The sequence below is a fragment of the Ramlibacter sp. WS9 genome (assembly GCF_003797765.1).
In the GTDB taxonomy this organism is placed as follows: Bacteria; Pseudomonadota; Gammaproteobacteria; order Burkholderiales; family Burkholderiaceae_C; genus Ramlibacter.
This window is the reverse complement of the sequence record NZ_RKMB01000021.1, coordinates 58850-84975: the sequence shown is the minus strand read 5'-3', so window position 1 is coordinate 84975 and position 26126 is coordinate 58850. Positions and strand designations below refer to the sequence as shown.

The 26126-nt window shown below is 64.4% G+C and carries 25 protein-coding genes and 1 pseudogene; 11 read left to right on the top strand and 15 right to left on the bottom strand.

Annotated elements, in window-relative coordinates:
- Window positions 1–6: 6 nt before the first annotated feature.
- From EEB15_RS24790 to EEB15_RS24770, 5 genes are read right to left on the bottom strand one after another with little or no spacing between them, the layout of a single operon-like run.
- A complete protein-coding gene (locus EEB15_RS24790) occupies window positions 7–954 on the bottom strand; it encodes an ArgK/MeaB family GTPase (RefSeq protein WP_141512630.1) in 948 nt (315 codons plus the stop codon).
- Window positions 951–2078 (bottom strand): CaiB/BaiF CoA-transferase family protein, encoded by a 1128-nt coding sequence (locus tag EEB15_RS24785; RefSeq protein ID WP_141512629.1) that lies wholly within the window; start codon window positions 2076–2078, stop codon window positions 951–953. Before EEB15_RS24785 ends, EEB15_RS24790 begins: the two co-directional genes overlap by 4 nt.
- Complete coding sequence (locus EEB15_RS24780) at window positions 2075–2491, bottom strand: cobalamin B12-binding domain-containing protein (RefSeq protein WP_141512628.1); 417 nt, start codon at window positions 2489–2491, stop codon at window positions 2075–2077. The genes EEB15_RS24785 and EEB15_RS24780 overlap by 4 nt, the downstream gene beginning before the upstream one ends.
- On the bottom strand, window positions 2488–4125 hold the full coding sequence (locus EEB15_RS24775) for a methylmalonyl-CoA mutase (RefSeq protein ID WP_141512627.1): 1638 nt from the start codon (window positions 4123–4125) through the stop codon (window positions 2488–2490). Before EEB15_RS24775 ends, EEB15_RS24780 begins: the two co-directional genes overlap by 4 nt.
- Window positions 4125–4994, bottom strand: a complete 870-nt coding sequence (locus EEB15_RS24770) for an enoyl-CoA hydratase/isomerase family protein (RefSeq protein ID WP_233259605.1) — start codon at window positions 4992–4994, stop codon at window positions 4125–4127. Before EEB15_RS24770 ends, EEB15_RS24775 begins: the two co-directional genes overlap by 1 nt.
- Before the next feature lie 57 nt (window positions 4995–5051).
- On the opposite strand from EEB15_RS24770, the gene EEB15_RS24765 reads away from it, so the two are divergent.
- On the top strand, window positions 5052–5804 hold the full coding sequence (locus tag EEB15_RS24765; protein ID WP_141512626.1) for an IclR family transcriptional regulator: 753 nt from the start codon (window positions 5052–5054) through the stop codon (window positions 5802–5804).
- Between the two features lie 81 nt (window positions 5805–5885).
- On the opposite strand, the gene EEB15_RS24760 is transcribed toward EEB15_RS24765, so the two are convergent.
- Complete coding sequence (locus EEB15_RS24760; protein ID WP_141512625.1) at window positions 5886–6764, bottom strand: TauD/TfdA family dioxygenase; 879 nt, start codon at window positions 6762–6764, stop codon at window positions 5886–5888.
- 7 nt (window positions 6765–6771) lie between these two features.
- Window positions 6772–7749, bottom strand: coding sequence for a tripartite tricarboxylate transporter substrate binding protein (locus EEB15_RS24755; RefSeq protein ID WP_141512624.1), 978 nt, complete (start codon window positions 7747–7749; stop codon window positions 6772–6774).
- Window positions 7750–7901: 152 nt separating this feature from the next.
- Between EEB15_RS24755 and EEB15_RS24750 the strand changes: the two are divergent.
- Window positions 7902–8198, top strand: a pseudogene (locus tag EEB15_RS24750) (hypothetical protein); the annotation flags it as partial.
- A gap of 125 nt (window positions 8199–8323) precedes the next feature.
- Here EEB15_RS24750 and EEB15_RS24745 read toward each other — a convergent pair.
- From EEB15_RS24745 to EEB15_RS24715, 7 genes are all read right to left on the bottom strand, one after another.
- The gene (locus EEB15_RS24745; protein WP_141512622.1) at window positions 8324–9028 is read right to left on the bottom strand and encodes an RraA family protein; all 705 of its coding nucleotides are present in this window, start codon (window positions 9026–9028) and stop codon (window positions 8324–8326) included.
- Between the two features lie 34 nt (window positions 9029–9062).
- Entirely contained in the window at window positions 9063–9983 is a 921-nt protein-coding gene (locus tag EEB15_RS24740) for an SMP-30/gluconolactonase/LRE family protein (RefSeq protein ID WP_141512621.1), read from the bottom strand.
- Window positions 9984–10059: 76 nt separating this feature from the next.
- Window positions 10060–11361, bottom strand: a complete 1302-nt coding sequence (locus EEB15_RS24735) for a TRAP transporter large permease (RefSeq protein WP_141512620.1) — start codon at window positions 11359–11361, stop codon at window positions 10060–10062.
- Complete coding sequence (locus EEB15_RS24730) at window positions 11361–11927, bottom strand: TRAP transporter small permease subunit (RefSeq protein ID WP_141512619.1); 567 nt, start codon at window positions 11925–11927, stop codon at window positions 11361–11363. Before EEB15_RS24730 ends, EEB15_RS24735 begins: the two co-directional genes overlap by 1 nt.
- A gap of 1 nt (window position 11928) precedes the next feature.
- Entirely contained in the window at window positions 11929–12930 is a 1002-nt protein-coding gene (gene dctP, locus EEB15_RS24725; protein ID WP_141512618.1) for a TRAP transporter substrate-binding protein DctP, read from the bottom strand.
- Window positions 12927–14183, bottom strand: coding sequence for an alpha-hydroxy acid oxidase (locus EEB15_RS24720; RefSeq protein WP_141512617.1), 1257 nt, complete (start codon window positions 14181–14183; stop codon window positions 12927–12929). Before EEB15_RS24720 ends, dctP begins: the two co-directional genes overlap by 4 nt.
- An 87-nt stretch (window positions 14184–14270) precedes the next feature.
- Window positions 14271–15065 (bottom strand): IclR family transcriptional regulator, encoded by a 795-nt coding sequence (locus EEB15_RS24715; protein ID WP_141512616.1) that lies wholly within the window; start codon window positions 15063–15065, stop codon window positions 14271–14273.
- 212 nt (window positions 15066–15277) lie between these two features.
- Between EEB15_RS24715 and EEB15_RS24710 the strand changes: the two genes are divergently transcribed.
- Complete coding sequence (locus EEB15_RS24710) at window positions 15278–16513, top strand: ABC transporter substrate-binding protein (RefSeq protein WP_141512615.1); 1236 nt, start codon at window positions 15278–15280, stop codon at window positions 16511–16513.
- A 27-nt stretch (window positions 16514–16540) separates the two neighbouring features.
- On the opposite strand, the gene EEB15_RS24705 is transcribed toward EEB15_RS24710, so the two are convergent.
- A complete protein-coding gene (locus EEB15_RS24705; protein WP_141512614.1) occupies window positions 16541–17593 on the bottom strand; it encodes a helix-turn-helix domain-containing protein in 1053 nt (350 codons plus the stop codon).
- Window positions 17594–17715: 122 nt separating this feature from the next.
- Between EEB15_RS24705 and EEB15_RS24700 the strand changes: the two genes are divergently transcribed.
- The 8 genes from EEB15_RS24700 to EEB15_RS24660 are packed head-to-tail and all read left to right on the top strand — an operon-like array spanning window position 17716 to window position 26124.
- Window positions 17716–18864, top strand: a complete 1149-nt coding sequence (locus EEB15_RS24700; RefSeq protein ID WP_141512613.1) for an iron-containing alcohol dehydrogenase — start codon at window positions 17716–17718, stop codon at window positions 18862–18864.
- Window positions 18864–19319: a thioesterase family protein gene (locus EEB15_RS24695; RefSeq protein WP_199236623.1), complete on the top strand. Its 456-nt coding sequence runs from the start codon at window positions 18864–18866 to the stop codon at window positions 19317–19319. Before EEB15_RS24700 ends, EEB15_RS24695 begins: the two co-directional genes overlap by 1 nt.
- Window positions 19320–19321: 2 nt before the next feature.
- Window positions 19322–20806 carry an enoyl-CoA hydratase-related protein gene (locus EEB15_RS34015; RefSeq protein ID WP_199236622.1) on the top strand — a complete coding sequence of 495 codons (1485 nt, stop codon included), beginning with the start codon at window positions 19322–19324 and terminating at the stop codon, window positions 20804–20806.
- The gene (locus EEB15_RS24680; RefSeq protein ID WP_141512612.1) at window positions 20806–21684 is read left to right on the top strand and encodes a xanthine dehydrogenase family protein subunit M; all 879 of its coding nucleotides are present in this window, start codon (window positions 20806–20808) and stop codon (window positions 21682–21684) included. The genes EEB15_RS34015 and EEB15_RS24680 overlap by 1 nt, the downstream gene beginning before the upstream one ends.
- Window positions 21677–22213: a (2Fe-2S)-binding protein gene (locus EEB15_RS24675; RefSeq protein WP_141512611.1), complete on the top strand. Its 537-nt coding sequence runs from the start codon at window positions 21677–21679 to the stop codon at window positions 22211–22213. Before EEB15_RS24680 ends, EEB15_RS24675 begins: the two co-directional genes overlap by 8 nt.
- A complete protein-coding gene (locus tag EEB15_RS24670) occupies window positions 22210–22971 on the top strand; it encodes an N-acyl homoserine lactonase family protein (RefSeq protein ID WP_141512610.1) in 762 nt (253 codons plus the stop codon). The genes EEB15_RS24675 and EEB15_RS24670 overlap by 4 nt, the downstream gene beginning before the upstream one ends.
- Complete coding sequence (locus tag EEB15_RS24665; protein ID WP_141512609.1) at window positions 22964–25372, top strand: xanthine dehydrogenase family protein molybdopterin-binding subunit; 2409 nt, start codon at window positions 22964–22966, stop codon at window positions 25370–25372. The genes EEB15_RS24670 and EEB15_RS24665 overlap by 8 nt, the downstream gene beginning before the upstream one ends.
- Window positions 25369–26124, top strand: coding sequence for an SDR family NAD(P)-dependent oxidoreductase (locus EEB15_RS24660; RefSeq protein WP_141512608.1), 756 nt, complete (start codon window positions 25369–25371; stop codon window positions 26122–26124). Before EEB15_RS24665 ends, EEB15_RS24660 begins: the two co-directional genes overlap by 4 nt.
- The last annotated feature ends 2 nt before the right edge of the window (window positions 26125–26126 follow it).

The following is a 26126-nucleotide window of genomic DNA, read 5'->3' as shown; positions in this document are numbered from 1 at the left end:
TGCCCGTTAGTCGTCCCGGGCCGGCACGGTTGCGAGCTGCTGCGGGCCGGTTAGGAAGGGCCTGGCCATGGATCGCAGCACCTCGCTCAATTGCAGTTCCAGCGGCGCCGCCAACTGTTGCGCATCGAGCGCGTTCACCGCGTCGCCGGCGCGCCTTTCGATGAGGCGCCTCAGCCGGTAACGCGCGCGTGACTGCATCAGCGGGGCGCGCTTGCCCGCATCCGCCAGCCACGCCTGGTGCCGGTCGATGCTCGATGAAAGCGCAGATACGGTGTCGGCCCGCGATGACGTGACGAGCAGCACGGGCGGTCGCCATTCGCCTTCGGGCCGGCGTCCGAGCGCAGCGATGCGCTGGATGTCGGTCGCCATCTTCTGCGCGCCGGACAGGTCGGATTTATTCACCACGAAAATGTCGGCCATTTCCATGATGCCGGCCTTCATGGCTTGCACGATGTCGCCGCTCTCGGGTAGCAAAACCAGTATCAGCGTGTCGACCTGCGCGCGCGCGGCGTACTCGGCCTGACCCACGCCCACCGTCTCCAGCAGTACCTCATCGAAGCCGAATTCGTCCATCGTGTCGAGCATCTCGGGCAAGTTGTCCGCAAGACCGTCATGGGCCGAGCGCGAGCCGATGGAACGGATGTACAACTCGCTGCTCCCCGCCAGTTCGTCCATGCGGATGCGGTCGCCCAGGACTGCGCCACCGGTGCGCGGGCTGCTCGGGTCGATGGCCAGCACGCCTAAGCGCTTGCCAGGCATGCGATGCAGTGCCAGGTGACCGGCCAGCGTGCTCTTGCCGGCGCCGGGCGGGCCGGTCAGGCCGATGCGGCGGGCATGCGCCGGCGGCGCTTCTGTATGCTGCGCGGTCAAGCCGTCCGAAGCGCTCGCGTTTGCCAGCTGGGTCAGGCGCCGGCCCAGCGCGTGGCGGTCCAGCGGAACCTTCGCATGCGTCACGCCGTTGCCTTCCCCAGTACGAGATCGCGGTGCTCGTCCAGCAGCGGTGGCATGCCATAGGCCGGCTCGAATCCATCGAATTTCACGGCGCTGCCGACGGCGCGAAGCGACTGTCGCCCATCGCCCAGAGGCACGATCATGCCGCGCGCCTTCGCTTGCCCGCTTTCGAGCGCGTCGGCCATGGTGCCGACTTCGGCGGCGACCACGCCGAGCGGCGCGAGGCGCTTCACCCACTGCGATGCGGGAAATTCCTGCAGCACTTCGGAAATTGACGCAAGCACCTGCGTGCGATTCGCGCGCCGGCTCTCGAGGGTGGCGTACACCGGATCGGTGATCCACTCCGGCCGATTGATCTCCTTGCAGAACACCTGCCAGAACTTGTCATGGGTGATGAACAGCGTGAGCCAACCCTCGGCGGTGGCGAAGATTTGCGCCGGGACCATGTACGGGTGCGAGGAGTTGGCCATCCGCTCCATCACCTCACCCGCGTTGAGCGAGGCGCCCGCGAGGTAGTTCAACTGTGACAGCATCACGTCGTACATTGCCACATCGACCTGGCCCCCGCGGCCTTCGACGATCTTGGCGAGCAACGCCATCGCGGCCATGATCCCGGCCGAGTTGTCAACGGCGGAGTAGCCTGTCTTGGTCGGTGGCGCCCCGGGGTCACCGGTCAGCGACATCACGCCGGTCAGCGCCTGAATCACATAGTCGTACGCTGGACTCTCGGAGTAGGGACCATGCAAGCCATAGCCGGTGAGCGCGACGCACACGAGCTTGCTGTTGCAGTGCTTCAGGCCCTCGTAGGTCAGTCCGAGCTTCTTGATGGCCGAGGGGCGCAGGTTGGTGATGAGCGCATGCGAGTTTGCGGCAAGGTCATGGAGATCGCGCTTGCCGTTGGCGCTCGCCAGGTCGACCACCACGCTCTTCTTGTTGCGATTCAGGCTGGCGAAATAGGCATTGTGCGGGCCGATGAAATGAGGGCTGACCTTGCGGCCGATGTCGCCCTCGGGCGGCTCGATCTTGATGACCTCGGCGCCCATGTCGGCCAGCAACAGGCCGCAATACGGCCCGGCCAGCATGTGGCCGACTTCGATGATGCGGATGCCCGCCAGTGGGCCGCTCATCCCAGGCTCGCAGCCAGCTGAGCGACCACAGTGTCCAACGGCATGTCGGCGGTGAATACAGCTGCCACTCCCATCTCCTTGAGCATCGCGTGGTCGTCGCCGGGGATCGTTCCGCCGACGAACACTTTCACGTCGCCGGCGTTCTGTGCGCGCAGCTCGGCGAGCACATCCGCGACCAGTTCCTTGTGGCTGCCCGACAAGATCGACAGGCCCACCGCGTCGACGCCCTCATCGACCGCGACTTGCGCAATCTGTCCGGGACTGCGGCGCAGGCCGGTGTAGATCACTTCGGCACCCGCATCGCGCAACGCAAGGGCGACGATCTTGGCGCCAATGTCGTGGCCATCCAGCCCTGGCTTTCCCACCAGGATGCGCTTGCCGGCCAGCGGCCGTGCTTCTTTGACTGCATTCATAGATTCACCGGCTCCTTGAATTCGCCCCATTCCTTCTTCAGGCACGCAACCATCTCGCCGACGGTGGCATACGCGTGGCAGCAGTCGACCAGATAAGGCATGACGTTCTCGCTGTCCTTCGCCGCCGCTGCTGCGAGCTTGCCCAGCGATGCATCGACGCCCGCCTGATTGCGCGTGTCCAGAGTGCGCTGGAACTTCTCGAGCGCGCGCTGCGCGACGGTCGGGTCAAGCTTGAAGACGTCGCCCACGCCGATCTTCTCGCCTTCCTTCTTGAAGTGGTTCTGCCCGACGATCACGTTCTTGCCGGAGTCGGTGTCTAGCTTGCGCTCCAGGCCGCGCTCGGCCAGCCGCAGCTGGATCCAGCCGTCTTCGATGGCCGGCACCACGCCGCCGTATGCGTCGATCTCGTCCATCACCTTGGTGATCATTTCCTCCATCCGGTCGGTGTGCTGCTCCAGGAAGTAGCTGCCGCCCAGGGGATCAACCGTGCGGCCGATGCCGCTTTCGTAGGCGATCATCTGCTGCGTGCGCACCGCCAATTCCGCCGAGAACTCGGTCGGAATCTGGAACGCCTCGTCGAAGGCGCAGGTGAAGATCGATTGCGCGCCGCCGAAAACCGCTGCCATCGTTTCCACCGCAACGCGAACCGCGTTGTTGTAAGGCTGGGGGGCGACCAACGAGGAGCCGCCGCACACCACACCGAAACGGAAGTGCTGAGCTTTCGGATCCTTCACGCCGTAGCGTTCCTTCATGAGCTTGGCCCAGAGGCGGCGGCCGGCGCGGAACTTCGCGATCTCGTCGAAGAAGTCCATGTGCACGTAGAAGAAGAACGACAGCCGTTTGGCGAACTTCTCCACATCGCCGCCGCGCCGTTGAAGTTCGTCGACATAGGCAAGTCCGTTGGCCAGCGTGTACGCCATCTCTTCCGCGGCGGTGCAGCCCGCGTCGCGAACGTGTGCGCCGGCGATGCTGATTGGATTGAAGCGAGGAGTGACGTCGTTGGAATAGAGAATCGAATCGGCGATGAGCCGCATCGAGGGCCGCACCGGGAAGATCCACGTGCCGCGCGCCACGTACTCCTTCAGGATGTCGTTCTGGATCGTGCCCGTCAGCTTGTTTCGCGGTACGCCCTGTTTGTCGGCGACTGCCAGGTACATCGCGTAGATGATGGCCGCGGTGCCGTTGATCGTGAACGAGGTCGAGATCTTCGACAGGTCCAGGTCCTCGAACAGGATCTCGGCTTCGCTCAGGTTCGAAAGCGACACGCCCACTTTGCCGATCTCGGGCCGGGCCATTGGGTGCGTCGGATCGAACCCGCATTGCGTCGGCAAGTCCAGCGCCACCGACAGGCCGGTCTGGCCCTGGTCGAGCAGGAACTTGTAGCGTTCGTTCGATTCCTCCGCGGTGCCGAAGCCGGAGTACTGGCGGATGGTCCAGAGGCGCCCTTGGTAGCCGTCCGGGAAGATGCCGCGGGTGAACGGGTATTCGCCGGGCTTCCCAATGTTGCCCGTGTTCACGGCGCTCGCGTCGACACTCGTGGGCACCGGGATGCCGGTGCGGCTGATGGGGCCCAGTTCAGGCTCGGCCGGCAGGCGCGGGGCGAAGGAAGTGGAGGAGGGATCACGTGCGTTCATCACGAACCTTTGGAGAGGAGCTTGTCGGCAAGGGCCCAGTGGTCGTCGTGCAACCAGGTCTGGACCAGGTGTTTCTGTTCGACGGCGCGGTGGGCTTTCCAGCCCGCGCCCTGGCGCGCCGCGATGGCCTGCGCCTTGATGCCGCGCAGCACTTGCGGCGGGCAGGCGTTCAGCGGCTTGGTAAAGGCGGCGAAGTCCGCGCCTTGCGCGCCATCGGCGATCACGGCGTCCGCGAGTCCCCAGGCGAGCGCCTGTTCGGCCGCTACCAGTTCGCAGCGCGACATCATCCGCATCGCATGTGCGCGGCCGATGAGCTGGAACAGGTCGGGACCGCCGCCCCAGGCGGAAGTGATGCCGAGCTTCGCCTGGATATAGCCGATGCGCGCGTGCCTGGATTGCAGGCGCATATCGCAGGCGAGAGCCAATTCCGCACCGCCACCGATGGCGTCGCCGTTCAGAAATGCGATGACCGGCACCGGGCAGTTGCGAATGGCGTCCAGCGCGGCGCCGGCTTCTTCCATCATCGCCATCACGGCGGCTTCGTCGCGCACGTTGGCGAGGTCGTGCAGGTCGCCGCCGGCGGCGAAGTATTTGTCCCCGGCGCCGGTGACGACGATGTAGCGCACGTCTTCGCGAGCGCCGGCTGCACGCACGGCGGCTGCGAGCTGCGCGAGCACAGGGCGGGCGAGGGCATTGTGTTTCTGGGCGCGGTCGACCGTAACCCACACGGCGCCGGGCTGCGGCTCGGTCACGCGCACGTTGACGGCGGTGTCGTTTGTTGTTGATAGATCCATGAGGTCCATGCTAGATTCAATGCAATTCGTTGGAAAGGACTGGCGTTCGGCATTTGGAACAAGTTGGGTGGACATGAGGCCTCGGGGCACATCTCGCCACGATTTGTTCAACTGGCTGAATTTCCTGAATCGATGAGCAACGTCGCCGTCACCGCTGTCGAGCGTGTTCTCGACATCTTCGAGGCCTTCGACAAGGTCCGTAAGCCGCTGTCTCTCACCGACCTGGCGGAGATGACGAACATTCCCAAGAGCAGCTGCCATGCGATCGTGGGCACTCTCGCGGCGCGCGGCTATCTCTATTCGCTGACGCGGCCGCGCGCCCTGTATCCGACGCGGCGCTTCTTTGACCTGGCGCGCGCGATCCTGGAAAACGATCCGTTCGTCGAACGCGTCATGCCGATGCTCGAGCGTTTGCGTGACGCGTCGCGCGAGACAGTGATCCTGGGCAAGCGCCAGGGCGATTCCGTGATCTATCTGCAGGTGGTGGAGAGCTCGCATCCCATCCGCTATTCGGCGAAGCCCGGCGAGTTCAAGCCGCTGCATTCCAGCGCGATCGGCAAGGCGCTGGTCGGCAGCCTGAAAGAGCCTGAGATGCGCGCCCTGGTGACTGCGCAGTCTCTGCCTGCCGTCACGGGCAGCACGCTCACCGACCACGATGCGCTGATCGCCGACATCCTTGAAAGCAGGCGCCGCGGCTACTTCCTGACGCGCGGCGAGAACGTGGCCGATGTATGGGCCGTGTCTGCTTTCCTGTCGGTGCATGCGGAAACGATTGCGGTCGCGATTGCGGGGCCAAGGCACCGGATGGAAAACAATGTGACGGAGTGCGCGCAGTTGCTGCTGGCGACGTGCAGCTACATCTCGCGGCAGTGGGCGAAGCAATGACCTTGTCATTGCGGGCTTGACCCGCAACCAAGGTATTCGGCGCGCGCAAACGAATACCGGATCAAGTCCGGCATGACGGCGTTACGCCTGAGGCGCCGAATACTCGCCGGCCGACAGCCGGAAGGTGGTGCGCTTCATCAGGCGCGGCTGGTCCAGGCGCATCTCGTCGCGGCGGTGCATGGTGACGCCGTTGTCCCACATCAGCAAGTCGCCGTTGTGCACCTTGTGGCGGTACACGCCCGACGGGTCGCCTCCCGCCTCGAACAGGATGGGCATCACGCGCGCGGCCTCGGAAGCCGACAGGCCCTCGATCGCGACCAGCGTCGTCGGGTCGGCGTACAGCGATTTTCGGCCGGTGCGCGGGTGCGTCAACACGAGGTTGTGCCGCGCATCGGGCAGGCTCAGCATCGCGTTGGCCTTCTCCTTGTCCTTCAGTTCCAGCGCGTTCAGGATCTCGTAGCGCTTGGCGTAGCGGAAGGTGCCGAGCTTGCCGTCGATCAGTGCCTGGATGTCCTTGGGCAGGCGCTCCCACGCCGCGTACTGGTCAGCCCAGTAGATATCGCCGCCGTCATGCGGCACTTCCGTGCCGTACAGCATGGCGCCAGTGGCAGGACGCACCTGGTAGGTCTGATCGGAGTGCCAGTCCACATCGTCGCCGCCGGCGAAGCCGCCCACGAAGCGGCCGTCCGCGTACTTCAGCGTGCTGAAGTAGATGATCTGTTCCTGATAGGGCGACTGGATGTCCTTGCGGCCCGTGGTTTCGCAAGGGCCGAAATGTTCGGTAAAGCGAACGAGTTCCGATTCCTCCAGTGACTGGCGGCGGAAGATCATCACTGGCGACTTCTGCCAAAGGCTCTTCAGTTCTTCGATGGCATCCGGGTCGTCCAGGATGTCCATGACGGTGGTGTGAACTTCGACAGCGAAGTCGGAGTGCAGGGGGCTGGTGCGGATTTTTTGCATAGTGGTCTCACTCGGGTTTCATTTGGGCGGTCTTGACGATCTGGTGGTAGTTGCGGCGCTCGTCGCGCAGCCATGCGTTCAGTTCGGCGTTGCTCATCACCGGCGCGCGCTCGAAGCCCAGGTCAGTCAGCGCTTTCTGGGTTTCGGGCAGGTCGATGATCTTGCGCATCTCCGCGGCCAGCTTGGCGTGGATGTCGGCCGGCACGCCTTTGGGCGCCATCAAGGCATTCCAGGCGGAGATGGTGAAGTTGGGCAGGCCCTGCTCATTGGCGGTCTTGACGCCGGGCATCGAGACCATGGGCGCGGCAGTTGTCACGGCCAGCGGTTTGATCTTGCCCAACTGGTTGCGCGTGGCAGCTACGGTGTCGATCAACACGTGGACGTGGCCGCCAAGCAGCGCAGTCATGGAATCGGCCGAGCCTTTGAACTTCACGGGAAACAGCGGTACGTCGCGCTGTTTGAGCATTTCGAAGATTAGCTGCGCGGTCACGCTGGGAAGCGCGGTGTCGATCTTCCCGGGCTGCTTCCTGGCCGACGCGATCAAGTCATTCAGTGAGCTGATGTTGCTGTTGGGACCGGTGGAGATCGCAAACGGAATCAACGCCGTCAGAACGATCGGCTCGAAATCTTTTTCCGCGTCGAAACCAGGGTTGTCGAACAACGCCGGATTCATCGCATGCGTGCCGTTGGCGCCCATGACCAGCGTGTAGCCGTCGGGCGTGGCACGCGCCGCGAGCGTGGTCCCGATGTTGCCGGAAGCGCCCGGCTTGTTCTCCACCACGAAGCTCTGGCCCATCGCCTGCGACAGCTTGTTCGCGAAGTAGCGCGTGGCGATGTCTGTGCTCTGTCCCGCGGGATAAGCCACGATGATCTTCACCGGGCGGTTCGGGTAGTCGCCATGCTGGGCCTGCGCCAGGCCGATGGCGGCCATGAGAGGCACCGCCGCTGCGAGGCTGATCAGTTGTCGACGGATCTTGAATTTCACGCTTGTCTCCAGATATTTGTTCTGGCTTCTACGTTAGCGGCCGGGCCGTTGGCGGGCTATGCTCCAGGGCGCCGAAGTTTCACATGTTGAACCTATCTACAGGCCCAAATCAGATTTGTTCAGCCCGCTGAATACCAGAACATGAGCTGCCCATCACGGGACTTCTGGATGCGATGAGCGACTCCATCCCTGTTCTGTGCGTCAGTGGCCAAGTGGCGACGGGTGTGATCGGGACGAACCACCGCGGGGCCTTCACGCAACTCGCCCGCAGGCTCGACGCGCCCGCGACGCTGACGCACATGGGGCTTGGAGCCTACCCGTCGTCGGACCCCAACTTCCTCGGCATGCTCGGAGTGCATGGGACGCTCGAGGCAAACCTTGCGATGCATCACGCGGACCTGGTGGTCTGCGTCGGCGCGCGCTTTGATGACCGAGAGACCGGGACGCTTGAAACGTCGCGCCGCCGGCGCCCTGGGGCACGACCAGGGTTACCGGCCTTGCCGGGTACGCCTGCGCCATCGCCCCGCCATGGCCAGCAGCCAGCATGGCTGCCATGAACAGTGTCTTGAACATGCTAGTCATCCCAGGCCGCGTCGACTTCGTCGATTTCCATCTTCGCGTAGATCGCGGCGGCGCCGCTCAGGTCCCAGACGGCGGCGCCTCCTGCAACCTTGGCGGCGACCTCGTCTTCCTTCTTCATCTTGGCCTGCGCGGCGGCAATCACTCGCACGGCGTCGGCGCGCGGAACGGCAATAACGCCATCGCCATCGGCCACGATCAGGTCGCCGGGGCACACATTCACCCCCTCGCAGACCACGGGCGCGTTCACGCAACCATGGCCCGACTTGTCGGGGTGGATCGGGTAGATGTGGGTGGACCAGACGGGCAGGCCGAGCGCGCGCACCTGGTCGACGTCGCGCGCGCAGCCCTGCACCACCACGCCGGCCAGGCCTTTCTTCAACGCGTAGCGGGTCGCCAGATCGCCCCATTGCGCGCCTGACAGCTCGGCTTGGCACACCACGACCAGCACGTCACCGGGCTGCGCGAGGTACAGGGCGCGGTGCATCATCAGGTTGTCGCCGGGCCAGCAGAACGCGGTGACGGCGGGGCCGGCGATCTTCTGGTCCAACGCGAGCGGCCGCATGCGAGCCGACATCAGCGCCGCGCGGCCGGGCGGCCCCATGGCTTCATGGACGTCGGCCACGGTGACTTCGCGCGCCAGCGCGACGACGTGGGCAGCGACACGGTTGATTTTGAGGAAGACTTTGGATGAGCTCATAGTTTCATTCAGTCAAGGCTGGGCGCGCGCTTGTTTAGCGGGCTGAATGCGAGAACATCGGCTGTCCGGCCACCGGCAGCCGGGCCGTGAGAATCGTTCCGGAGCGCGACTCCACCATGTACAAGGTGCGGCCGTCGCTGCCGCCGTAGGCGCAGTTGGTCGTGTACACGCCTTCGAGGGAGTCGATGCGGTACAGAGGTTCGCCGCGCGGGCTGAAGACCCACACCGCGCCGAAGCCCACGTGGCAAACGGCAAGGCCCCCCTGGTCGTCGAGCGCGATGCCATCGGGCCCCCCGCCGCCAGACATCTGGATATAGACGCCCACTTTGGTGGCCGTGCCGTCGGCCATCAGCGGCACGCGCCAGATCGCGTTGTCGCGCGTGACGGCGACGTAGACTGCGGTTTCATCGAGGTTCATGACCAGGCCATTCGGGCTGGGAATGCCGGCCAGCACGATATCGAGCTGGCCCGAGGGCCGCAACCGAAACAGCCGGCCGGTTGGATCGTGCAGGCCTGTCTGGCCCTGGTCGGTGAAGTACAGGTCGCCGTTCGACGCGAAGAACAGATCGTTGCAGCCCTTGAAGCGCTCCAGGCGCGCGCGTTCCATGTATGGCTCGATGCGCCCGGTGCGGGGATCCATCACCATGATGCCGTTGCGGCAGTCGGCAATGAAAGCGCGGCCGTCTGCGTGGAATTTCAGGCCGTTGGGTTCGCCGCCATATTCGCAGGCAAGTTCGACATCGCCTTGGCGGTCGATCCGGAAGATCCGGCCCCAGGGAATGTCGACGACCCACAGGTTGCCGTCTCGGTCGAACGAAGGGCCCTCCAGGAACACCGGTGCGTGCGCGCCGTGCAGCTGGGTGCTGGACCAGACACTGGTGCGGTTGCCGACGTGGAAGCGTTCGGGGATACGGGTAAAGACCTCGGCCTTCAGCCGCTCAGGCGCGTTGAACATCTGATGTCTCCAAGCTCTGGGATTCGGGGTTATTTCCGCAGGAGGTTGAGTCTTGTTGTCACTTGAATAGCTCCAATCAACGAGAGACGCGGCTCGGCAGCCACAGCGCCAGCTCTGGCCAGGCCACCAGCATCAGCAGCAACAGGAACATCAGCAGGTGGAACGGAACGGTGCCCATCACCACGTCGGAAAGCTTGCCGCGCGAGATGCTCTGGATGACGAACAGGTTGATGCCGATGGGCGGCGTGATCTGTCCCATCTCGATGAACAGCACGACGATGATGCCGAACCAGACCGGGTCGATGCCGTACTTGGCCAGCAGCGGATAGAGCAAGGGCACCGTGATCACGATCATCCCCAGGCTTTCGACCAGGGCGCCCAGCGCGGTGAACAGCACCAGCAGCGCGAGGAAGAACTCGAACTTGTTCAGGTTCAGTCCGATGATGAAACGGGTGACCTCTTCGCCCACGCCCGCGAAGCTCATCGCGTACGAGAAGATAAAGGCTGCATAGGTGATGAACAGGATGTTGCTCACCGCCAGCGTCGAGCGCTTCAGGCATTGGAGGAACTCGTTCCACGGCAAGTTCCCGAAGATGCGGGCGATGATCAGCGCAAAGATGCAACCCGCGGCAGCCGCTTCGGTGGGTGTCGCGATGCCGGTGTAGATCGCACCCATGATGCCCACGATCAATAGCATGAACGGAACGACGTCGATCAGGGCCTTGAGCACGACGGCCTGCGAGAGGACGCCGTCCTCGCGTGGCGCGGTCCCTGGGCGAATCAGCGTGGCCACCGCGACGTAGGCCATGAACAGCAGCGTCAGAACGATGCCGGGCACGACGCCCGCCATGAACAGCTTTGCCACCGAGGTCTCGGTGAAGGTGGCATAGACGATCATCGCGATCGACGGCGGAATCAGAATCCCCAGCGTGCCGCCGGCGGCCAGCGAGCCTGTTGCCAGCCGCATGTCGTAGCCGCGCGCTTGCAGCTGCGGCAGCGCCACCTTGCCGATGGCGGCCGCGGTGGCGATGCTCGAACCGCTGACGGCCGCAAACACCGCGCAGCCGGCCACGTTGGTTTGCAGCAGCCCGCCCGGCACCTTGCGCACCAGTTGCGACAAGCCGCTGTATACGCGCAATCCCAGGCCACTGCCCTGCAGCACCTCGGCCATCAGGACGAAGAGTGGAATCGAGGTGAGCGTGTAGCTGTCCATGCTGCCCCAGCTGGCCAGGCCCATGCCGTGCAGCGCACCGATGCCGCCCTGCCAATACAGGTAGACCAGACCCGGCAGCAGAATGGCGAAGGGCACCGCCATGCCCACGCCCAGCAGGCCGATGAAGAGGATGAAGATGAAGATGATCTGGTATTCGCCGGCCATCACGATCCCCTTGCACCTGATGCGGCGCGCACGCGGCGCCAGTCGGCAAGCACCGTGCGCACAAGCGCCCAGGCCAGGACGAGTGTGCCGATCGGCATCACCAGGCGCGGCATCCACTGGGGCGTCATCAGGCTGGTGGCGGCCACGTCGCCCGATCTGAACGTGATCCATTCGAAGCGGACCAGTTCGGCCAGCAGCACGGCCGTGACGAGGAAGGCCGCAACGTCGAAGGCGAGGCGAAGGCGTGCGCGTCCCGTGGGCGATAGCCTGGCTTCGACAAAATGCACCCGGTGGTAGGCGTGCAGCAGCTGGCCAGACGCGAGCGACAGGAAGGTGACGGCCACCAGCGCGTAGCCGCCGATCTCATTGCTGAACTGGATCGACCAACCGAACACGCTGCGCACCAGCATCTCGGCGCCCATCATGACGACCAGGCCCACCACGATCCATTCGCTGAACCCGCGACATATGCGGGCCGCCAAGCCTTCATGCGGGCTGAATTCATCCGCATCGGCGGCGTCAAGCTCCGGGCCAACGAGGGCCTGTTCTTCAATGGATGCCGACATCTCAGCGACCGACGGCTGCACGAACCTTCTGGAGCGCCTCGTTCGACGCCGGGCGCTTCTCGCCCCATTCCTTCCAATAGGGCGAAATGCGCTTCTCGGCTTCCGCGAGTTCGGCCTTCGATGGTTCCGTCACTGTCATACCGCCGGCAGCCAGCTTCTTGGTCAACTCTTCGTCCTCCGCCGCCATCGCGGCCGTGATGCGTTTGGTGTGCTCGTCGACCAGCGCCTGCACCTTGGTGCGAGTCGCCGGCGAGAGTTTGTCCCACGCGTCCTTGTTGACCAGGATGAGCGAGTCGACGAAGCTCACGTTCAGGCGCAAGCTGTACTTGAGCAGGTCGCGCCACACATAGCCGTAGCCGGAGCTGGCCGTGAGCGCGCCATCGATCACGCCGCGGTCGATACCGGCAGCCACTTCCGACGTGCCCAGCGTGACGGGGATGCCGCCCAGCACCTTGATGAACTCGGCCTGCTCAGGCGAGATCACGCGAATCTTCTGGCCTGCGATGTCGGCCAGCGAAGTGAGCTTCTTGCTGGACCACATCACGTTTTCGGGGAAGATGTATCGGCCCAGGAGCACGATATTCTTTTTGGCGTATTCGGCGTGCAGGTATGGGGCCTCGATGTCCCAGGCCTTCTCGAAGTCGGCCCGCTTGGGCAGGAACATCGGCAGGCGAACCACGCCGCCCACCGGCACGCTGCCCACGAAAAAGGCGTCGTCGCCCATCTGAACCACGTTGTCCGACACGGCCTGGGTGATGTTGGTCGCCGCGATCGGCAGCGTGCCACCCAGGTTCAATCGCACGGTCAGCTGGCCCTGCGTTTCCTTCTGGATGGCTTCGAACATGGCGTTGAGCCCCTTGACGGACGTCACGGTGGCAACCGCGTTGTAGGTGTAGGCGCGCCAGTGATCCGCGGCGACTGCGCCGGCTGTGGCGAGGCAGGCCGCGAGGCCCACGATGCAGGCCGTAGCGGCCCGACGGCTGACGTTGTAGAGCTGTTTCATGTCGTTGTCTCCTGAGTTGTTCGTAGGGATTCAGTCACCGGCGCGGCTTCGTGGGCCCCCGGCTTGGTCGGTTTGATTGGCTCGACCGGCTTGCTGTTGACAGGCGCAGGCCACAGGTAACCTGGGTGCAACTCGTCGAAGGCGCGGCACCCGATCTGCGCCATCACCATGTCGACTTCGTTGCGGACGATCTGCAGTGTTCGCGCGATGCCGGCCTCGCCGCCGGCCGCGGCGCCGAACAGCGTCGGCCGGCCGAAGATCGAGAACTTCGCGCCGAGGCAGCGGGCGATCACCACGTCCGAGCCGCGGCGCACGCCGCTGTCCAGAATCAGCTCTACATCGTCGCCAACGGCGGCGCGGATCGCGGGCAGCATGTGCAACGGCGAAGGTGCGGCGTCGAGCTGCCGGCCACCGTGATTGGAGACCACCAGCGCGTCTACGCCCATGCCGACTGCCTGCCGGCAATCGTCGGGGTGCATCAGTCCTTTCACGACGAGCGGGCCGGGCCAGGCTTCGCGGATGCGCTGCAAGTGCGACCACTTCACCATTGGCGCGGGCGTGAGCGTGCCGTACATATCGGCTACTTCGGCTGCCGATGCGCCTTCCTTTGCATAAGGTTTCCAGTTGCTCATCATCGGAATCCCGCCGCTGCGCAAGTAGCGCAGCACCCAGGCCGGGTGCGCCAGCGCTTCCAGTACGACGCCGGGCGTCATGCGGAATGGGCGCGTGAAACCGTTGCGGCGATTGCGCTCGCGGTTCGAATTGACCGGCACATCGACTGACACGACCAGCACTTGAACGCCCGCTGCCTTGGCGCGGCGCACCAGGTCTGCGTTGATGGCTTCATCACTCGTGCAGTACATCTGGAACCACACGTGCTCCGGCGCAGCTTTCACAACATCTTCGAGCGCGCCGTTTGCCGCACTGGACAAGAGAAACGGCACGTTGGCCTTCGCCGCGGCGCGCGCCAGCAACAAGTCGGCGTCGGGATGGAACAGCCCGGCGAGGCCCGTGGGCGAAATGCCGAACGGACTCGCATAGCGGCGCCCGAGCAGCACGGTGGACTGGTCGCGGTGCGAGACGTCCACCAGGTAGCGCGGCAGCAATTGATACTGCTGGAAGGCTTCGCGGTTCCGGCGCAGGCAGTGCTCGTCGTCCGCGCCGCCATCGATGAAGTCAAAGGCAATCCGCGGTAGCGCACGGCGTGCCAGCTCACGGATGTCGTCGAGGTTCAGTGCGGTCTGGATGTTCATGGCGGCCTGGGAAGGAATGGCTGCCACGTTAGCCCTGCGGGTGGCCGGGGCCAAGGCCCGCGGCGCCGCAAGTTTCACATATTGAACTTATGCTTCGCCGCGCTGGTGCGTGAAGAGCATGTGCGCGGCGTCGGCTTCGAGGATGCGGGCTACGTTCTCGAGTTCTTCATGGATTACGGCGAGTTGCTCTTCGGGAAACCCCTCGGATGTGCCAACCAGGCACAGCGCGGAAAATCCCTTTCCATCGGGGCCGTGCACGGGAACCGCGAACGCGTGGAGTCCACCGACGATGTCCCCGAGGTTGATCCCAAAGCCGTGGCGCGCCGAGCGTTTGCGCATTTTCTCCAATGCGGCAAGGCGCGCATCTCCGCGCTTTGCCACTTCCTGATCGACGTTGTTGCGGAGAACATCCTCTGCCTCGTCCGCGGAGAGGGTCTGAAGTATCGCGACACCGCCGACCGAAGTGAAGAGCGGACGGCGCGTGCCCTTTTCGACCATCAATCCCGGCACCCGTGACGGGCCCGCACGAACACTGCACACATATTCATTGCCGCTGCGCATGAGCAGGAGCGTCGTGCCGCGCATGCGGCGGGCGAGTGCCGCGAGGTGCACTTCGGCTGCGGCCTGGAAGTCGTGCTGCCCCGGCAGGGAAAGGCCGAGCTCGTAGAGCAGCGGGCCGGGCAGATAGCGGCGGTCACCAGTGCGCTGCTGCACCAATCGTTCTTCCACCAGTGCGGAGAGCATGCGGTGCGCGGTGCCCTTGTCCAGGTTGCAAGCCGCGGCCAAGTCCGACAGACGCCAGCCAAGCTCGCCCCGCGTCGCCAAGACGCGCAGCAGCTTGATGCCTCGTATCAGGCTTTGCGTGCCCGAGGGCATATCCATGCGCTGGTGGTCATCGGTGGATTCTCCCGCATAAGTCGCGCGGATTGCCTACTCCCGCCCGCCGGCGGAGGGCCCTCTCCAAGCCTGAAGATATTCCCATCCGGGAAAGTACCTACGATGGTTACTTTGCCTTTTGGACTTATAACTTGCATTATTGGACTTAGTAGGCCGCGTGGCCGAATTTTCGTCAACCCATCACTGAGGTCTCTCATATGAAGAAAGTAAAAACATGGTCGCTTGCAGCCATCGCGGCTGCGTCGCTCCTCGCGCAAACCGAGGCCTGGTCCCAGGCTGCGCCGAGCGCGAAGGTGTCGGACAACGTCGTGAAAATCGGTGTGCTGACGGACATGTCCGGCCAGTTCTCACATGAGTCCGGCAAAGGCTCGGTGACTGCGATCCAGATGGCGGTGGAAGACTTCGGTGGCAAAGTTCTTGGCGCTCCGATCGAAGTCATCGTCGGTGACCACGTCAACAAGCCCGACGTCGCGCTGTCCATCGCGCGCGAGTGGTACGACACGAAAAAAGTCGACATGGTGGCCAACCTGATCAACTCCGCGATCGCCATCGGCGTGACCAGCGTCGCCAAGGAGAAGGGCCGCATCGCCATCGTGAATGGCGCGGGTTCATCGCGCCTCACCGGAGACTCCTGCACGCCCAACAGCATCCACTACGCCTACGACACCTACGCGCTGGCCAACGGCACCGCCAAGGCGCTGCTGGACCAAGGCCAGGACTCGTGGTTCTTCCTGACCGCAGACTATGCGTTCGGGCACGCGCTGGAAGGCGATGCCACCGCAATCCTGAAAGCCAGGAACGCCAAGGTACTCGGCTCCGTCCGTTATCCGATCGAGACTGCCGATCATTCGTCCTTCCTGATCCGCGCCAAGGATTCCAAGGCGAAGGTGGTGGCTCTGGCAGGCTCCGGCACGACCTTCGTGAACGCGGTCAAGTCGGCTCGGGAGTTCGGTGTTTCGGGCGGCGGGCAGACTGTCGCTGGGCTGCTGGTCTGGGTCACCGATGTCCATGCGCTCGGCCTGGAAACGGCCCAGGGCATGCTGCTGACGGATGCTTTCTACTGGGACCGCGACGAGCAGACTCGCGCCTGGTCGCGCCGCTTCTTCGAGCGCATGAAGCGCATGCCGCACATGGGTGACGCCGGCGACTACTCGTCGACGATGCACTACCTCAAGGCCATCCAGGCGGCCGGTACCGACGACGCCGCTGCGGTGATGGCCAAGATGAAGGAAATGCCGGTGAACGACTTCTTCGCCAAGAACGGGCGCATCCGGGCCGACGGCCGCATGGTGCACGACATGTACGTGTACGAGGTGAAGAAGCCGAGCGAATCCAAGTACGCCTGGGACTACTACCGCCTGAAGGCGACCATTCCGGCGGACCAGGCCTTCCGTCCGCTGGCCGAAAGCGCCTGCTACCTGGTCAAGAAGTAATTAAAAACCCGGCAAGTGCCGGGTTTTTTATTGGGGGTTGGGATCGCGGTAGTTCATGACGTACCGCATCTGATTGGCGACCAAAGCCTCGCGGCATTGGTCGCACGCCACGACGGCATGGAAGTCGTGGCCGCAGTCCAGGTGCGTCAGGATGAGCGGCGGCTCGCCGCCGGACAGCCACTCATCCCCCCAGCGCAGCATGGCGATCAGCGGCCCGAAGAGATCCTTGCCCTTCTCGGTGAACTTGTACTCGAACCGGTCGGGCAGCGACTGGTACTTCACACGCTCGAACACGCCGTCCGCGACCAGCCGGCCAAGCCGGTCGGCGAGGATATTCGGTGCAATCCCCAGGCCGGTCTGCAGCTCGTCGAAGCGGCGAATCCGGAAGAAGCCCTCGCGGATGATCATGAAGCTCCACCGGTCCCCGATGACCTTCAGCGCACGCGCCACCGAACTCGGCCGGCGTCGTTCCAGCGCCGTCGGATCCGCCGAGCGGCGACCCTTGCGACCGGGCCGCACCGGGCTCGTACCCGCGCCAGGGCCATCGCGGTAGCTGACGCGGCTGGGCAGGACCTCCTCGCGGCATTCGGAGCAGATCACCAGCGCCGTGCATTGTTTGCCGCAGGCCTGGTGCACCAGCTGCAAGGGTTTGCCTTGCTTGCCGGCGAGCCATTTGTCTCCAAAGCTCATCAAGGCCAGCATGACTGGATAGAGGTCCACTCCGACCTTGGTCAGCGCGTACTCGTACCGCGGAGGCCGGTCGGAATACTGTACCTGGCGCAGCAGTCCCTCATCGGTCAGCGCGTTCAGGCGCGCCGCCAGCGTCGTACGCGGCAACTGCAGGATATCCTGGAATTTCTCGAACTTTCGAACGTTGAAATAACACTCGCGCAAGACCATGAAGGTCCAGCCGTCGCCGATGGCGTCGATGGTTCTGCCCACCGAGCAGTTGCGCTCGCGAAATGCCTTGACGGGCGCCTTTCGGCCAACGGCCTCCGGTTGGGCGGATTTCGTGGGTGCCTGCCTCAGCCGCCGCGGCTTGGCCGGCAACTTTTCCAGAGCATTGGATGAAGAGGTCATGTATTGGCGGCTTGTTGAACCGAGTGTAAGGGAAGGGCGCATCTCAACACCCGAATAAAGGACTTGTCACGACAGAAAGAATACAGTCTAATAATGCAAGTGACAAATTAAAAGGCGTTCCGATGCTTCCATTCGAGTTCAACTCGACCAAATCAATCGTGATGGAGCGGGGTTCCGCTGCCAGGCTCGCGCATCGTCTCCAGGGTATGGGTTTTCAATCTGTTCTGGTGGTGACGGATCCTGGCGTGCTGGCTGCGGGACTGCTCGCTGCGACCCTCAATGGCTTCGATGCCATCGGACTGCGCTACGCCTTGTTCGCGGATGTCCAGGCGGATCCGCCAGAGTCGGTTATCGAGGCGGTCGCCGCGGCCGCGCGGCGAGGAGTGGATTGCGTCGTGGGGTTCGGCGGCGGCAGTTCAATGGATGCGGCCAAGCTGGCCGCGCTGTTGGCCGCGAGCGATCAACCGCTGTCGCAGGCCTACGGCGTCAACCAGGCGCGCGGTCCCCGCCTGCCTTTGGTACTGATTCCAACGACAGCCGGAACCGGCTCCGAAGTGACGCCGATCTCCATCGTGACCACGGGAGTCGGCGAAAAGAAGGGCGTTGTGTCGCCGCTGCTCTTGCCCGATCTGGCATTGCTCGATGCCGAATTGACGACCGGACTGCCCCAGCATGTGACCGCCGCGACTGGTATCGACGCCATGGTCCATGCCATCGAGGCCTACACCAGCAAGCGGCTGAAGAACCCTGTCTCGGACTGTCTTGCTCGGGAAGCATTGCGTCTTCTGTCGGCGAACATCCACACGGCCTGTCGCGACCCTCTGGATCTGGATGCCCGCGAGAAGATGTTGCTGGGTGCCTGCCTGGCGGGAATGGCTTTCGCCAACGCGCCGGTTGCTGCCGTCCATGCGCTCGCCTATCCGATCGGGGCCAGGTTCCACGTGCCGCACGGGCTCTCGAATTCCCTGGTGCTGGCGGCGGTGTTCGACTTCAACCTTGCCCTCGCCCAGGAAGAATACGCTGAGCTCGCGGACATCGTGCGGCCCAGGGTGCAGGGCAGTACGGCGGCTAAAGCGGCCGCGCTCTCGCAATACCTGCGGGCACTGCCCGACGAACTGTCCCTGCCGACGCGCCTGCGCGACGTCGGCATCGCGGAATCCGATATCGCCGAGCTGGCCGAGGACGCCATGAAGCAGACCCGGTTGCTGGTGAACAACCCTCGTGAAGTTCGCTACCAGGACGCGGTGGCCCTGTACATGGAGGCCCTGTGATGGAACGTCCCGTCCCGAGTTTGAAGAGTGACTACCCAAGAGTCACGCGCATGCCGACGCGTTGGGCCGACAACGACTCATACGGGCACGTGAACAACGTCGTGTACTACAGCTTTTTCGACACGGCAGTGAACCGGCACCTGATCGAAAGCGGTGTGCTCGACATCGCGGCCAGCCCCGTCATTGCCCTCGTCATAGAAACCCGCTGTACCTACTTCTCCTCCGTGGGCTTTCCCGACGACCTTGACCTGGGGCTGAAGGTTGTGAAACTGGGTAACAGCAGCGTTCAGTACGAGATCGGCCTGTTCAAGTCCACCGCGGAAACGGCATCGGCCGTGGGCTACTTCACGCATGTCTATGTGGACCGCCAGACGAATCGGCCGGTCGCGATTCCGGATTCCGTGCGCTCCGTGCTCTCTGAGCTTCAGGTCGCCGTCCAAGACAAAGGAAACTGAAAATGGAAATGATCGGTGAAGCCAGGATCGAAGCGTCCCGCGAAGCGGTGTGGGATGCCTTGAATGATCCTGATGTGCTGCGAAGCAGCATTCCCGGGTGCGAAGAGATGCTGCGCACCGCGGACAACGAATTCACCGCGAAGGTGGTGTCCAAGGTGGGGCCGATCAAGGCCCGCTTTGCCGGCAAGGTCACCTTGTCGAACATCGTCCCGCCGCGCAGCTATACCTTGACGGGCGAGGGCCAAGGCGGAGCCGCGGGATTTGTCAAATCGGATATCGAAGTGTCCCTCGAAGCCCTGGAGCAGGGCGTCACCATGCTGCGCTACGGGGTCAAAGCCAACATCGGCGGCAAGCTGGCCCAGCTCGGCTCCCGAATGATCGATTCGGCCGCGCGAAAGGCCGCCGATGAATTCTTCGCCGTGTTCGGCAGTGTTGTCGCCAAGCGGGCAGTTGCAGCCCCGCAGGCGCCAGGCGCTGCAGCTGATCCGGACGCGGCCGCCTTCATGGCAGCGGTAACCGCGCCTGGCTTCTCCGAGCGTCCCGAACCCCGTTCGAGAGTCGCGCCCAAGAGCACCGCCGAAAGCGCGCCGCGCGCCGCAGCTGTCAACGACGCCCCATCGCCGGAACTCATGGACGTCTGGGTGTCTCAGCACATCAAGGTGTGGATCGCCGACCAGATCGCGGTGGTCTCATTGAACCGCCCCGACAACCGCAATGCCATGACGTACCCGATGTGGCGGGCCATTCCAGGTCTGATGCGCGCGCTCGAACGCAATCCTGAAGTGCGAACGATCATTCTCACCGGTACAGGCGAGGACTTCTGCGCCGGAGCCGACATTCCCGAGTTCGAGAAAGTACGCGCCGATGTCGCACAGGCAACCGCCTACGAGGTAGCCGTGGACGCGTGCTGCGACGCCATTGCCGGCATCTCGAAGCCGACGATCGCCGTGGTGAAGGGCTACTGCCTGGGCGGCGGCGCGCATCTGGCGATGTCATGCGACTTCCGTTACGCTGCCGCGAGCGCTGTCTTTGGCATTCCCGCGGCGCGCCTGTCCATCATCTATGGCGTGCGGGCGACGCAAAAGCTGTGCGCCCTGGTGGGCCAGGCGCAAGCCAAGCGAATCCTCTACAGCGCGGACCGTTTCACTGCGCCCGAAGCCCTGCGCATCGGCTTTGTCGATCACGTCAGTGGCAGTCTGGGGCCGGCGGTTTCGAGCAGTTGGTGGGCAGGGCTGTGGAGTGCAGCCGATTCCAAGGTTGCCGACCCCATGGCCGACGCCCGAACCTTCGCACGAAAGCTCGCGGCGAACGCACCCCTGTCGATCGCGGGCGCCAAGTACATCCTCACCGGACTCTCCATGGGCCCCGGCGATCTGGATCTCCAGCGCGCGGAAGAATTGATCGCCTTCGCCGCAGGAAGCGAAGACTATCGCGAAGGCCGAAAGGCGTTCGCGGAAAAACGCCCGCCAGGCTTCAAAGGCTTCTGATGAAGCCCGCTCCCTTCGACTACCACTGCGCTGACTCCATCGAGGAGGCTGTCGCGCTCCTGGCACGCCATAGTGCGGACGCGAAAATCATCGCAGGCGGCCAGAGCCTGATGCCGATGCTGAACTTCCGCGTGGTCAAGCCATCTCTTCTGATTGACATCGGCAAGCTGGTCGAATTGGACTATGTTCGCGAGCGCCCCGATGGCGGTCTCACGATCGGTGCGCTGACACGGCATCGCACGCTTGAAACGTCGCCGCTGGTGGCCAGGCGATTTCCAGTCATTCCCGAGACCATGCAGCACGTGGCCCACCTCGCCATCCGAAATCGCGGAACGATAGGAGGCAGCCTGTCGCATGCCGATCCCGCCGCTGAACTTCCGATGCTGGCCAAGTTGCTGAACGCCGTGATCATCGTCCAGTCCGAATCCGGCGAGCGTCACATTCCGGCGCAGGACTTTTTCGTCGGTGCCCTGACGAACGCCCTGGAAGACAACGAGATCGTGGTGCGGATCGAACTACCGGGCCTGCCGGCCGGCAGCGGCAGTGCTTTCGAAGAGTTCGCGCGACGGGCCGGCGATTTTGCGCTGGCTGCCGTCGGTGCCGTGCTGGTCGTTAACGCCGGAAAGGTCACGCAGGCACGCGTGGCGATGATGGGCGTGGGTGACACGCCTCTGCGCTGCCCGGGTGCGGAGCTGGCGCTGGTAGGCCAGGTATTGTCGGAGGAAGTTCTCGATCGCGCCGTGGAAGCCGCATGCGCCCCGCTGGAGCCGAATCGCGATCTTCACGCCTCCCCGGAGTACCGCAAGCACCTCGCGTCGGTGCTGTGCCGAAGAGTCCTGCGCACGGCGTGGGCACGCGCAGGAGCTTCCCATGAATGAACAAGAGATCAAGGCCCGGCCGGTCTGGATGCTGGTCAATGGACAGATCGAGGAGCGCACTGTCGAGCCGCGATTGCTTCTCTCGGATTTCCTGCGCCAAACCCTCGGCTTGACCGGAACCCACGTGGGCTGCGAACACGGCGTCTGCGGTGCCTGCACCGTGATGGTCGACGGCGACAGCGTTCGGTCGTGCCTGATGCTGGCGGTGCAGGCCGACGGCGCCGACGTCAAGACCGTCGAGCAGATGGGGAAGGTCGACGCACTCAGCCCGCTGCAGGAAGCGTTTCGCGAGCACCACGGCCTGCAGTGTGGCTTCTGCACGCCGGGTATGTTGATGACTTGTGCCGACGCGCTGCAGAAGTATCCCTTGCGCACGGACGGCGAGATCCGCGACGTGCTGTCGGGCAACCTGTGCCGCTGCACCGGCTACCAGGGCATTGTGGAAGCCGTGCGCGTCTGTGTCGTGGGACGGAACACACTGCGCGACGCCGCCGGCGATGCCGAATCCACCGAAAAGGTGAGCCCATGAAGATGCACATTCTCAACGGAGGCCGGCTGAGGATGCGCAAGAGCGTCTACCTGCCCACTGCGGACCGCGCCGAAACCATCGAGCTGCCCGTGCCCTGCGTGCTCCTGCGCCACCCGCAAGGCAATGTGCTGTTCGACACCGGCTGCCATCCTTCGACAGCCGCGAACGCCGAGGCGCGGTGGGGCACCATGGCCAAGGCCATGACACCGATTGCGGGTCCGCATGACAACGTCGTTGCCGAACTCGCGAAGCTCAACATCCGGCCGACCGACATCGACGTGGTGGTCAACTCTCACTTCCACTCGGATCACTGCGGCTGCAACGAGTTCTTCAAGCGCGCGACCATCGTGTGCCACCGCAGGGAACTCGAAGCCGCGCAGGCGTCCGATGCCATCCAGAAGGGCTACCTGCCCGTCGATTGGCAGCACCCCATGCCGGTGGAGGCAGTGGACGCCGAGCGCGATCTGTACGGCGACGGCCGAATCGTGCTGTTGCCGCTGCCGGGACACACGGCCGGAACCCTGGGCGCGCTGATCGCAACCGACCGGGACGGCGCATTCCTGTTGGCCGCCGACGCCGTGCCGCTGCGCCCCAACCTGGATCAGGGTTACATGCCGCGCAATACCGCGGACGTGGAAGCTGCCGCGAAGTCGATGGACGAGGTGCGCCGCCTGCAGTCGGGCGGCACCACGGTCGTGTTCGGCCACGACGATCATCAATGGTCGCAACTGCGCAAGGGCGAGGACTGCTATGAGTGACAGCGCCGAAGCCCTCAGGCAGAAGCCGCAGACGCAAGGCAAGCTGGTCGGCCAGCCGGTGCGCCGGGTGGAAGACGCCCGCCTGTTGGCTGGTCTCGGACGCTACGTGGACGACCGCCAGTCGCCGCTGGCGCTGCATGTCGCCATCCTGCGCAGCGACCAGCCGCACGCCCGCATCCTGGCGGTTCACACCGACGCCGCGCGCGTCTTGCCTGGCGTTGTCGGCGTGTTCCAGTGGAGAGACATTTCGGCATTCGTCGCTCCCGCATTGGCGACCTCGCGCATGGCCGACTACCAGGCGACGCCCATCCATGCTTTGGCCAACGAGGTGGTTCGCTACGTGGGCGAGCCCGTGGTGGCCGTGGTGGCCACCAATCGCTACCTTGCCGAGGACGCCGTCGAACTCATTCAGGTCGACTACGAGGCGCTGCCGGTAGCCACGCATCCGGCAGTTGCCGCGGAACCGGATGCGCCCTTGCTGCACGCAGGTCTCAAGAGCAACGTGCTGGTGCAGCGGGCGTTTACCCGCGGTGAGGTCGATGAAGCCTTCGCCGCGGCCTCGCACGTGGTACGGGGGACCTTCCGCTTCCATCGCAAGACGTCAGTGGCCATGGAGAACCGCTGCTACCTGGCGGAACTCGACGCCGGCCGCGATGCCATCACGCTGTACACGTCCAGCCAGGTTCCTGGAATCATCCGCGACGCCCTGGCGCAGCTGCTGGACATGCCGGGCAATCGGCTGACCGTGATTGCCCCTGACGTGGGCGGCGGCTTCGGTGGCAAGACATCCCTGTACCAGGAGGAAATGCTGGTCTGCGCGCTCGCACGCAAACTCGGCAAATCGATCAAGTGGACGGGTGACCGGCTCGAAGACCTGCTTTCCACCAGCCAGGCATTCGATGAGCGCGTCGACGCCGAGTTGGCAGTCGATGAAGAGGGGCGCATTCTCGGCCTGAAGGCCAACGTGCTGGCCGACGTCGGCGCGTACTCCATCTATCCCTGGACAGCGGGCATCGAGCCGGTGCAGGTGGTGAGCTTTCTGCCGGGGCCTTACCGCATACCTTGCTATATGGGCCGCGTGCGTGGCGTTTCGACGCCGAAGTCCCCGACAGGGCCCTACCGCGGCGTCGGCCGGCCGACCTCCACGTTCGTGATGGAGCGGTTGATCGACATGGCCAGCCGGCAGCTCGGAATCGATCCGGTCGAAATGCGCAAGCGCAACCTGGTCGCCGCCGAAGAGTTTCCCTACAAGACGGCTTCCGGCATCGTCTGGGATCGCTCTGGCTTCCAGGAAGGGTTGAGCGCGGCTCGCGACCGGCTCGATTACGACCAGGCCCGGCGGCTGCAACAGGCTGCGCGTGCCGAAGGCCGATGGGTCGGCATCGGAGTGGCTTGCTATGCCGAGTTGTCTGGGATCGGTTCCAAGATTTCCGCTTCTCCCGGGATGCCGATCAACACCGGCACCGATACCTGCGTGATCCAGTTCGACTCCACCGGCGCCATCACCGCCGCGTTTGGATGTGCCTCACATGGGCAGGGCCACGAAACGACGCTGGCCCAGGTGCTGGCGGACGAACTCGGCGCGCGCCACGAAGACATTCGCGTCGTCACGGGCAACAGCGCCGCTGTGCCGCACGGCACCGGCAGCTACGCGAGCCGGACGGCGGTGATCAGCAGCGGCGCGGGCATCCTCGCGGCCCGCGAACTTCGGGAGAGGATGCTGCGCATGGCGGCACATCTGCTGAACGCCGCGCCCGAGTCGCTGCAACTGGAACGCAGCCATATTGTCGATCCGGTCTCCGGAAAGAGCCTGGCCTTCACCGAGTTTGCAAAGGCCGTCTATTCGCAAATGGGCCGGATCCCCGCCGAAGCGCGCGAGGAGTTGTGCGTGACCAAGGTCTACGACCCGGTCGTCGGCACCACCAGCTCCGCTACACACGTTGCGCTCGTGGAAATTGACCCAGAGACATTCTCCGTCCACCTGAAGCGCTACATCATTGCCGAGGACTGTGGCCGGATCATCAATCCGATGATCGTCGCCGGCCAGACCCGCGGCGCGTTGGCCCAGGGCGTCGGCGCCGCGCTGTTCGAGGAAGTGGTCTACGACCCGCAGGGCCAGCTGCAAACGGCCAGCCTGGTCGACTACCTCGTTCCCTCGGCGCCCGAGGTGCCCGAAGTGGAACTGATCCACCTCGATGCGGTGGCGCCTCACACGCTGGGCGGCTTCCGCGGCATGGGCGAGGGCGGGACCATAGGCGCGCCGGCCGCCATCGCCAATGCCGTTGCGGACGCCGTCGCCCACCTCGGCATCGAGATCAATGAGCTCCCCATTACCCCGGACCGCCTCTTCAGGCTGGTTCAGGCCAACAAGTCATCTTCAAAACAGGAACAGAAACCATGAACACCGGATTAGAAGGCAAGGTCGCACTCGTCACCGGAGGCGCGCGAGACGTGGGCCGTGAGATAGCGCTCTCGTTGGCGGCCGAAGGCGCCGCAGTGGCAATCAACTACAACAGCTCGCCCAAGGAAGCCGAGGCCGTGGCGGATCTGATTCGCTCCAAGGGCGGCAAGGCGGCGGCTTACAAAGCCGATGTTTCGAAGCTGTCCGACGTGCAGGCCATGGTGGCACAGGTCGCCGCCGACTTCGGGCGCATCGATGTGCTGGTCAACAATGCCGGCCTCGTGCTGCGCGGACGCTTCGTGGACACCACGCCCAGCGACTGGGAGCGCCAGATCGGCGTGGGCTTGTTTGGCGTGATCCATACCTGCCACGCGGTGGCGCCCCTCATGATCAAGCAGAACGGCGGCCGCATCATCAATCTGGCCGGCGACTCGGCCCGCGTGGGCGAAAACGGGTTGGCCGTGACAGCCGCCTCGCGCGGCGGAGTCCTGGCCTTGACCAAATCGCTGGCCAGGGAACTGGGCCGCAACAACATCACGGCCAACGCCGTCACGCTGGGGCTGATGAACACCGCGCACACCGATGCCTCATGGCTGGAGCAGAACCGCGACAAGATCTTGCGCAACTACTCGATTCGCCGCATTGGCGAGTCGGGCGACGTCGCACCTTTGGTGACGCTGCTGGCTTCTGACGGCGGCGCCTGGGTCACCGGCCAGGTGATCAGCGTCAACGGCGGCTTCAGCATGGTCTGACA